At 71.0% G+C, this 9,667-nt stretch carries 11 protein-coding genes; all 11 read left to right on the plus strand.

What is annotated here, in order from left to right:
• Nucleotides 1-144: 144 nt before the first annotated feature.
• Nucleotides 145-1,542 (plus strand): MATE family efflux transporter, encoded by a 1,398-nt coding sequence (locus COGEMETH_RS19470; protein ID WP_238184261.1) that lies wholly within the window; start codon nt 145-147, stop codon nt 1,540-1,542.
• Between the two features lie 307 nt (nt 1,543-1,849).
• Nucleotides 1,850-2,359: a ubiquinol-cytochrome c reductase iron-sulfur subunit gene (gene petA / locus COGEMETH_RS19475; protein WP_238184271.1), complete on the plus strand. Its 510-nt coding sequence runs from the start codon at nt 1,850-1,852 to the stop codon at nt 2,357-2,359.
• Nucleotides 2,360-2,382: 23 nt separating this feature from the next.
• Nucleotides 2,383-3,672: a cytochrome b gene (locus tag COGEMETH_RS19480; protein ID WP_238184262.1), complete on the plus strand. Its 1,290-nt coding sequence runs from the start codon at nt 2,383-2,385 to the stop codon at nt 3,670-3,672.
• Between the two features lie 14 nt (nt 3,673-3,686).
• Entirely contained in the window at nt 3,687-4,601 is a 915-nt protein-coding gene (locus tag COGEMETH_RS19485; protein ID WP_238184263.1) for a cytochrome c1, read from the plus strand.
• A gap of 115 nt (nt 4,602-4,716) precedes the next feature.
• On the plus strand, nt 4,717-5,592 hold the full coding sequence (locus tag COGEMETH_RS19490) for an S-methyl-5'-thioadenosine phosphorylase (protein WP_238184264.1): 876 nt from the start codon (nt 4,717-4,719) through the stop codon (nt 5,590-5,592).
• Between the two features lie 96 nt (nt 5,593-5,688).
• Nucleotides 5,689-6,276 carry an imidazoleglycerol-phosphate dehydratase HisB gene (gene hisB, locus COGEMETH_RS19495; protein ID WP_238184265.1) on the plus strand — a complete coding sequence of 196 codons (588 nt, stop codon included), beginning with the start codon at nt 5,689-5,691 and terminating at the stop codon, nt 6,274-6,276.
• A gap of 24 nt (nt 6,277-6,300) precedes the next feature.
• A complete protein-coding gene (locus COGEMETH_RS19500) occupies nt 6,301-6,786 on the plus strand; it encodes a DUF2628 domain-containing protein (RefSeq protein ID WP_238184266.1) in 486 nt (161 codons plus the stop codon).
• A gap of 7 nt (nt 6,787-6,793) precedes the next feature.
• A complete protein-coding gene (gene hisH / locus COGEMETH_RS19505) occupies nt 6,794-7,456 on the plus strand; it encodes an imidazole glycerol phosphate synthase subunit HisH (protein ID WP_238184267.1) in 663 nt (220 codons plus the stop codon).
• A gap of 37 nt (nt 7,457-7,493) precedes the next feature.
• Complete coding sequence (gene hisA, locus COGEMETH_RS19510; RefSeq protein WP_238184268.1) at nt 7,494-8,240, plus strand: 1-(5-phosphoribosyl)-5-[(5-phosphoribosylamino)methylideneamino]imidazole-4-carboxamide isomerase; 747 nt, start codon at nt 7,494-7,496, stop codon at nt 8,238-8,240.
• A 25-nt stretch (nt 8,241-8,265) separates the two neighbouring features.
• On the plus strand, nt 8,266-8,751 hold the full coding sequence (locus tag COGEMETH_RS19515; RefSeq protein WP_238184269.1) for a DUF29 domain-containing protein: 486 nt from the start codon (nt 8,266-8,268) through the stop codon (nt 8,749-8,751).
• 9 nt (nt 8,752-8,760) lie between these two features.
• Nucleotides 8,761-9,537, plus strand: a complete 777-nt coding sequence (hisF, locus tag COGEMETH_RS19520; protein ID WP_238184270.1) for an imidazole glycerol phosphate synthase subunit HisF — start codon at nt 8,761-8,763, stop codon at nt 9,535-9,537.
• Nucleotides 9,538-9,667 lie beyond the last annotated feature (130 nt).

The raw sequence follows: 9,667 nt of genomic DNA on the forward strand, positions 1-9,667 counted from the left end.
GCACGGGAGAGGGGGCCGCGCGGCGCTTCGACCGAATTGTCCGGTTTCCGCTGAGCGGAGATGTGTGAAACCGGTAGCTCGCAGAGGGGAGAGCGAAGAGCCGGTTCGGTAATCAGGACGGATCGAGACAGGACAAAATACATCATGACGGCACTCGGCCTCGCGGCGCCCGCCGCGCGGGGGCGGGCCCCCTTCCACCGGCCCTGGGCCCTGGAACTGCGCGCGACGCTGGCCCTCTCCGCCCCCCTCGTCCTCACCAACCTCGCCCAGCACGCGGTCATCACCGCCGACGTGGTGATGCTCGGCCGGATCGGGGCGGAGGCGCTCGCCGCCGCGACGCTGGCGACGGGTCTGTACTTTATCCTCTTCATCGGCGGTCTGGGCCTGACCTCGGCCGTGGCTCCCCTCGTCGCCGGAGCCCTTGGCCGGGACGGCACGGCCGGGGACGAGGCGCGCCGCACCGTGCGGGCGGGGTTCTGGGCGGCCACGCTGGCCGCCGGGCCGCTGATGCTGGCCCTGTGGCATACGCGAACGCTCCTCGACCTCATCGGCGAGCCGCCGGCGCTGGCGATGGCCGCCGGCACCTACATGCGGGCGCTGCAATGGGCGATGTGGCCGGCCCTGCTGTTCATGGTGCTGAAGGGGGCGCTTGCGGCCCTTGGGCGGCCGGGCTGGCCGCTGGCCGCGAGCCTGGCGGCGCTGCCCGTCAACGTGGTGCTGGCGGTCTGGCTCGCCTTCGATCGGCCGGGATGTCTCGGCCTCGGCCCGGTCGGCGTCGGGATCGCCACCAGCGTCAGCGCCTTCGTCATGCTCGCGATCCTCTGCGGGGTGATCCTGCGCGATCCCCACCTGCGCCGCCACCGGCTGCTGCACCGGGTCTGGCGCTTCGATCCCGTCCGCCTCGGGGCGATCTTCCGCCTCGGCCTGCCCATGGCCGCCACGGGGCTCGCCGAGGCCGGCCTGTTCGAGGCGGCGGTTCTGGGGATGGGCCTGTTCGGGGCGAGCCAGCTCGCCGCGCACGCGGTGGCGATCCAGGTCGCGGCCTTCTGCTTCATGGTGCCCAACGGCGTGGCCCAGGCCGCGACCGTGCGGGTCGGCCTCGCCCGCGGCGCCGGCGACCGGCACCGCCTGCGGCTGGCCGGCCGGGCGGCCCTCGGGCTGGCGCTGGCCTTCATGAGCCTGTGCGCCCTGGTCCAGCTCACGCTGCCCGAGAACCTGATCGCCCTGTTCCTCGACCTCGGCGCGGCGCGAAACGCCCCGGTGCTGCCCTATGCCGTCGGCTTCCTGAGTCTCGCCGCCCTGTTCGCGGTGGCCGACGGGGTGCAGTCCGTGGCTTTGGGCATGCTGCGCGGCCTTCAGGACACCCGCGTGCCGATGCTGATCGCGGTGGGCGGCTATTGGGGCGTCGGCGTGCCGGTGGGGGCCGCCCTCGCCTGGGGCGCGGGGCTTCAGGGCTACGGCATCTGGCTCGGCTTCTGCGCCGGCCTGTTCGTCGTGGCCGGGCTGCTGCTGGCGCGCTGGCGCCGGCTGGCCCGCGCCTGAGGCCGGCCCGTTGCGCGATGCAGCGCGGCTACACCCCCCGGATGGGTGGAACAGGCCGGGCCGAATGCCATCCGTCCGCGTCTTGACTCCGGGCGACGCGCGGTCGCATTGCACACTTTAGAATGATGATGCTCTGGTCCGGCTCGGATCGGCCCGCCCCGTGACCGTCGCTTGCGACGGGCGGGGCCTCGTCGTTCGCACCCTTGCACCGCACGCACGGCGTGCGCTCCTGGAGTTTGAGACCTTGGCGAACACCTCCGCCGCGCCCGCCGGCACCGCCCCTCAGGACGGCACCCGCCGCGACTTCATGTTCCTGGCCACCGGGGCCGGCCTCGCGGTCGGGGCCGGCGCCGTGGCCTGGCCGCTGGTCGCCTCCATGGCGCCGGACTCGGCCACCATCGCGGCCGGCGCGCCCATCGACGTGGACCTCTCCCCGATCACCGACGGCCAGATCATCAACGTGTTCTGGCGCGGCAAGCTGATCTTCGTGCGCAAGCTCACCGAGAAGGAGGTGGGCGACATGAAGGGGGTGCCGCAGGGCCAGCTCATCGAACCGGCCGCCTTCGACTCGCGTGTCAAGAAGGGCCACGACCAGTGGCTCGTCGTCTACGGCAACTGCACCCATCTCGGCTGCGTGCCGATCGGCCACCAGGGCAACTTCGAGGGCTGGGCCTGCCCCTGCCACGGCTCACAGTTCGACGCGGTCGGCCGTGTCCGCCGCGGCCCCGCCCCCATCAACCTGCCCATCCCGCCCTACGCCTTCCAGACCGACGCGAAGATCCGCATCGGCGAAGAGGGCGGCAAGGCCGCGGCCTGACACCAAGAGGAGCGGGTAGCCCCATGAGCAGCGTCCACGCCAACGCCTACGTCCCCAAGAGCCGCATCGCGAAGTGGTTCGAGTCGCGCCTGCCGATCGCCGGCCTCGTGCACTCGTCCTTCATCGCCTATCCGGTGCCGCGCAACCTGAACTACTTCTGGACCTTCGGCGCGATCCTCTCCGCCTTCCTCGGCATCCAGATCATCACCGGCGTCTGGCTCGCCATGCACTACGAGCCCTCGGCGACGCGGGCCTTCGAATCCGTCGAGCACATCATGCGCGACGTGAACTACGGCTGGCTGCTGCGCTACGCCCACGCCAACGGCGCCTCGATGTTCTTCGTGGCCGTCTACGTGCACATGTTCCGGGCGCTCTACTACGGCTCGTACAAGGCCCCGCGCGAGGTGCTCTACATCCTCGGCGTGGTGATCTACCTGCTGATGATGGCCACCGCCTTCCTCGGCTACACCCTGCCCTGGGGCCAGATGAGCTTCTGGGGCGCCACCGTCATCACCAACATCCTGGCGGCGATCCCGGTGGTGGGCGACACCATCCAGAGCCTGCTCTGGGGCGGCTACTCGGTGGGCAACCCAACCATCAACCGCTTCTTCTCCCTGCACTACCTGCTGCCATGGATGATCGCGGGCGTCGTCGTGCTCCACGTCTGGGCGCTCCACGTCACCGGCCAGAACAACCCCACCGGCATCCCGATCAAGTCCGGCAAGGACGCGGTGCCGTTCACCCCCTACGCCACGATCAAGGACGTGTTCGCCACCGTGGTGTTCATGATCCTGTTCGCCTGGTTCATCTTCTACCAGCCGAACTACCTCGGCCACGCCGACAACTACGTCGCCGCCAACCCGGCCGTGACGCCCGCCCACATCGTGCCGGAATGGTACTTCCTGCCGTTCTACGCGATCCTGCGCGCGGTGCCCTCGAAGCTCGGCGGCGTCATCCTGATGTTCTCGGCGGTGCTGATCCTGGCCTTCGCCCCCTGGCTCGACACCTCGCGGGTGCGGTCTGCCAACTACCGCCCGATCTACCGGCAGTTCTTCTGGGTCTTCGCCGCGGTGACGGTGATTCTGGGCTGGCTCGGCTCCAAGCCGCCCGAGGGCGGCTACGTCATCGCCTCGCAGATCTGCACCTTCTACTACTTCGCCCACTTCCTCCTCGTGATGCCGCTGGTCGGCCTGTTCGAGACCCCCAAGGCCATGCCGGGATCGATCCTGGAAAGCGTGACCGGGCCGGGCAAGCAGATCTCCGGTTCGGGCATGCCGACGGGCGCGGCCGCATCCCCGACCACGAAGGGCTGAGGACAAGCATAAAGATGAAGACGAGAAACGTCCTCGCCGCATCCCTGATCGCGGCCCTCCTCGGCGGCGCCTCCCTGGGTGCCTCCCCGGCCTCCGCCGAGAATGCCCACGGCGGCAACCAGCCGCCGCGGATGAAGTGGAGCTATGCCGGCGTGTTCGGCCGGTTCGACCAGGCCCAGCTTCAGCGCGGCTTCCAGGTCTACAAGGAGGTCTGCTCCGCCTGCCACGCCATGAAGCTCGTGGCCTTCCGCAACCTCGCGGAGGACGGCGGCCCCGACTTCTCCGCCTCGCAGGTCAAGGCGCTGGCCGCGACCTACACGGTCAAGGACGGCCCCAACGACGCGGGCGACATGTTCGAGCGCCCCGGCCGCCCGGCCGACCGCTTCCCGCCGCCCTTCCCCAACGACCAGGCCGCGGCCGCGGCCAACGGCGGCAAGGCGCCCCCGGACTTCTCGGTGCTGGCCAAGGCCCGCACCTACGAGCGCGGCTTCCCCTGGTTCATCACCGACGCGCTGCCCTTCGTCGGCTACTCGGAGCAGGGCGTCGACTACATCCACGCGCTCATCAACGGCTACGAGGAGCCCCCGAAGGGCACCGAGGTGCCGGACGGGGTGCACTACAACAAGTACTATCCCGGCCACCTGATCGCGATGCCCAACCCGATCAGCGACGGGCAGGTGACCTACGCCAAGAACGACAAGGGCGAGCCGGTCGTGCCGGAGACGGTGGACCAGTATTCCAGGGACGTAGCCGCCTTCATGGCCTGGGCGGCCGAGCCGCACATGATGGCCCGCAAGGCCCTGGGCTTCCGGGTGATCCTGTTCCTGATCCTGCTCTCGGGCCTGCTCTACTACGTCAAGAAGCGGGTCTGGTCCGCCGTCGGCGGCGAGGTCCACGGCCTCCAGCCGGAACTGCACAAGGCAGGCTGAGTCTGTCCGACCGACCCCAGGACGGGCCCCTCTCGGGGCCCGTTCCCGTTTGGGCGCAGGGCGGCGGACGTGATACCGGCTGCCGGACGTCGGCACCATCGAGAAGGATTCACGGATGACGGCAGCGGTGCTCGGCGTGATGGGCGGGTCCGGCGTCTACGACCTGCCGGGCCTGGAGGACGTGCGCGAGGAGCGGATCGACTCCCCCTGGGGCGAGCCCTCGGACGCGCTGCGCATCGGCCGGATCGGCGGGACGACGGTCGTCTTCCTGGCGCGCCACGGGCGCGGGCATCGGTTCTCGCCCACGGGCATCAACTACCGCGCCAACATCGACGTGCTCAAGCGCGCGGGCGTGACCGACCTCGTGTCGCTGTCCGCCTGCGGCTCCTTCCGCAACGAGCTGCATCCGGGCCTGTTCGTCCTCGTCGACCAGTTCGTGGACCGGACGCACGGCCGGCCCTCCTCCTTCTTCGGCAACGGCTGCGTCGCCCACGTCTCGCTCGCCCACCCCGTCGGCCCGAACCTGCAGAAGCGGATCGCGGCGGCCGCCGATGCCGAGGAGATCGGGGTGCACCGGGGCGGCACCTACGTCTGCATGGAAGGCCCGCAATTCTCGTCGCTCTCCGAATCCAAGAGCTACAAGGCCCAAGGCTTCGACGTGATCGGCATGACCAACATGCCCGAGGCCAAGCTCGCCCGCGAGGCCGAGATCACCTACGCCACCATCGCCATGGTCACGGATTTCGACTGCTGGCATCCCGCCCACGATGCCGTCGACGTGGCCGCGGTGATCGCGGTCGCCCGCGCCAACGCCGACAAGGCGGCCCGGCTCGTGGCCCGTCTCGCCCGCGACTTCCCGGCCGAGCGCGAGGATTGCCCCGTGGGCTCGCACCGGGCCCTCGACGGCGCGATCATGACGGCGCCGGCCCAGCGCGACCCGGCGCTTCTGGCCAGGCTCGACGCGGTCGCCGGGCGCGTTCTGAACGGCTGATCGCGGCCAGGTTGCAACACCCTCTTCCCCTGCCGCGCGTTTCCGCACTAGAACGCCAGCCCGGCCGCAGCGGCGGCTCATGCGAAACCAAGAAGAATGCGCAGCGCCAGCATCAGCCGCAAGACAGCCGAGACCGACGTTTCCGTCGCGATCGGCCTCGACGGCACCGGCAAGGCCGCGATCGCCACCGGCATCGGCTTCCTCGACCACATGCTGGAGCTGTTCGCCCGGCACGCCCTGTTCGACGTTGAGGTCAAGGTCGCGGGCGACCTGCACGTGGACCAGCACCACTCGGCCGAGGATTGCGGCATCGCCCTCGGGCAGGCCTTCGCCCAGGCGCTCGGCGACAAGCGCGGCATCGCGCGCTACGCCGACGTCCACCTGCCGATGGACGAGGCGCTGACGCGGGTCTGCATCGACGTCTCCGGCCGCCCGTTCCTGGTGTTCCGCACCGCGTTCCGGGTGGAGAAGATCGGGCAGTTCGACACGGAACTGGTGCGCGAGTGGTTCCAGGCCTTCGCCATGAATGCCGGCCTGACGCTGCACGTCGAGACCTTCTACGGCGACAACGCCCACCACGTCGCCGAGAGCTGCTTCAAGGGGCTGGCCCGCGCCTTGCGGAAGGCGGTGGCCATCGACCCGCGCGAGGAGGGCCGCGTGCCCTCCACCAAGGGCACCCTGTAACGCCGACGAGGGCCGCGGATGCGCATGCGCAGCTACACGCTACACCTGCCGCCGGAGGCGCGCCCCGGCGAGGCTCACGGCCTCGACCGGGCGCAGCTCGTGCCGGACGGCTTTGCCCCGGCCGCCTTCGCCTTCAGCGTCCTGTGGTTCCTGTATCACCGCCTCTGGGTCGCGGCGCTGATCGTGCTGGCCGGCCTCGCGGCCCTGGCGGGGGCGGGCTATGCGCTGGGCCTGCCGTCAGTCGCCGCCTCCGGGATCAGCCTGCTCGCCGCCCTCCTGATCGGGTTGGAGGCGTCGAGCCTGCGTCGCTGGACCCTGGCCTGCCGCGGCTGGCCAGCCCGCGATGCCCTCGTGGCCGCCAATGCCGAGGAGGCCGAGATCAAGGCCGTGGCCCGCTGGCTCGATCCGGAGCGTGCCGCGCCCGCCCCGCGCCCGCCCTTCCCTGCGGGCGGCGCCCGCCGCTCCGACCCGGTCATCGGCCTGTTCCCGGCACGGGAGGGTGCGCGGTGAGCCCGTCGTGAGCGTCGAGACCGTCGCGATCATCGATTACGGCTCGGGCAACCTCCACTCGGCGGCCAAGGCCTTCGAGCGCGCCGCCCGCGAATCCGGCCGCGACGGCACGCGTATCCATGTCACCGGGGATCCGCAGGCCGTGGCGGCTGCCGACCGGGTGGTGCTGCCGGGCGTGGGCGCCTACGCCGATTGCCGCCGGGGCCTCGACGCCGTTCCCGGCCTGGTCGAGGCCATGACCCAGGCGGTGCTTGGTGCCGGCCGGCCGTTCCTCGGCATCTGCGTCGGCATGCAGCTGATGGCGACCCGCGGCCTCGAATACGAGACCACGCCGGGCCTCGGCTGGATTCCCGGCGACGTCGGCCCGATCCGCCCGTCCGACCCCGGCCTCAAGATCCCGCACATGGGCTGGAACACGCTGGCGCCCGAGCGCGACCATGCGCTGCTCGCCGGCATTCCCCTCGGCGCGGCGGGCCTGCACGCCTATTTCGTGCACAGCTACGCCCTCACGGCCGAGCGGCCGGGCGACGTGGTGGCGCATGCCGATTACGGCGGCCCGGTCACGGCCATGGTCGCCCGCGACAACCTCGCGGGCACGCAGTTCCACCCGGAGAAGAGCCAGCGCCTCGGCCTCGCGCTCATCGCCAACTTCCTCGCCTGGCGTCCCTGACCCCCGCCCGTCTGGTTCAGACAAGGATAAGTCCCGCGTGATCCTCTATCCCGCCATCGATCTGAAGGAGGGGCGCTGCGTCCGCCTCGTGCAAGGCGACATGGCCCAGGCGGTCGTGTTCAGCGACGATCCCGCCGCGCAGGCGATGGTGTTCGAGGAGCAGGGCTTCTCCTGGCTGCACGTGGTCGACCTCGACGGGGCCTTCGCGGGCGCGCCGCGCAACGCGGATGCCGTCGACGCCATCCTGGCCCGCACCGCCCTGCCGGTGCAGCTCGGCGGCGGCATCCGCGAGATGCGGACCCTGGAGGCCTGGCTCGCCAAGGGGGTGGCCCGCGTCATCATCGGCACGGCCGCCGTGCGCGACCCCGCCTTCGTGCACGAGGCGGCCCGCCGCCATCCCGGCCGGATCGCGGTCGGCATCGACGCCAAGGACGGGCGCGTGGCTGTGGCCGGCTGGGCCGAGACCTCGAGCATGACCGCCGAGGACCTCGGGCGCCGCTTCGAGGACGTGGGCGTCGCCGCGATCATCTACACCGACATCGCCCGCGACGGCATCCTCAAGGGCCTCAACGTGGAGATGACCCTGGCTCTGGCCGAGGCCGTGAGGATCCCCGTGATCGCCTCCGGGGGGCTGGCCTCGATCGAGGACGTGCACCGCCTGCTCCAGCCCGACTGCGCCCTGATCGCGGGCGCCATCACCGGCCGGGCCCTCTACGACGGCCGCATCGACCCCCGCGCGGCCCTGAAGGCCATCGCGGAGTCACGCAGCCGTACCGCCCCGTGATAGGATCGCCCCTCGGGAGGCGACGATGACGGCTCTGAAGGCGGCCCGGCCGACTGCGACCGGCGGCACGGCCTACGCGGACGACTTCTACACCTGGACCCAGGAGCAGGGCGCGCGCCTCCGGGCGGGCGACCTCTCGGCGCTGGACCGTGAGGACCTGGCCGAGGAGATCGAGAGCCTGGGCCGCAGCGAGTTCGGCAAGCTCGTCGCCGCCTTCCGGGACATCCTCCGTTCCATCCTCGTGTTCGACCACCGGCCCGATCTCCCGGCACGAGACGGAGCGCTCCTGATCGCGGCGCAGCGCTTGGACGTGACGTTCCTGCTCAAGGACAGTCCCGGCCTGAAAGACCGTTCGGAGGAGGCGATGGCGCGCGCCTACCAGACCGCCCGTCTCGGAGCGGCCGACGCGGCGCAATTGCCCCTCTCCCGATTCCCCGAGACCTGCCCCTACAACCGCGAAGACCTGATGCGCCGTCCCTTCGCGATCGACCCCGACGATACGACCGCCTGAAAGCCCGAAGTGCTCAAGACCCGCATCATCCCCTGTCTCGACGTCAAGGACGGCCGCGTCGTCAAGGGCGTGAAGTTCCTGGAATTGCGCGACGCGGGCGACCCCGTCGAGGCGGCCAAGGCCTACGATGCGGCGGGCGCGGACGAACTCTGCTTCCTCGACATCACCGCGAGCCACGAGGCCCGCGGCACTCTCCTCGACATGGTGAGCCGCACGGCGGAGGCCTGCTTCATGCCGCTCACCGTGGGCGGGGGCGTGCGTGCCGTGGCGGACGTGCGCGCCCTGCTGCTCGCCGGTGCCGACAAGGTCGCGATCAACACCGCCGCGGTGAAGGACCCCGACCTCGTGGCCCGCGCCGCGGAGAAGTTCGGCGCCCAGTGCATCGTCGTGGCCATCGACGCCAAGCGCACGTCCGCGCCCGGCGAGCCGGCGGCCTGGCAGATCTTCACCCATGGCGGGCGCAATCCCACCGGCCTCGACGCGGTCGCCTTCGCCCGGACCGTGACGGCCAAGGGGGCGGGCGAACTCCTCGTCACCTCGATGGACCGGGACGGGATGCGCTCGGGCTACGACCTCGCCCTGACGCGGGCCATCGCCGACGCCGTCCGCGTGCCGGTGATCGCCTCGGGTGGCGTCGGCGGCCTCGACGACCTCGTCGCGGGCGTGGCCGAGGGTGGCGCGAGCGCCGTGCTCGCCGCCTCGATCTTCCATTTCGGCCAGCACACCGTGGCCGAGGCCAAGGCCCACATGGCGGCGGCCGGCCTGTCGATGCGTCTCGACGTTTGATCCGGCACCATCCTGCAGGGCACGCGCCCTACAAAGTCGCAGCGATTTCAACGCTCCGGCTTGCCCGCGGACCTGCGGTGCCGCAGACACGGGAACCCGATGACCCTTGGCAGGGTCATCGGGTTCCCGT

The organism is Methylobacterium trifolii (assembly GCF_022179685.1).
Taxonomy (GTDB): Bacteria; Pseudomonadota; Alphaproteobacteria; order Rhizobiales; family Beijerinckiaceae; genus Methylobacterium; species Methylobacterium trifolii.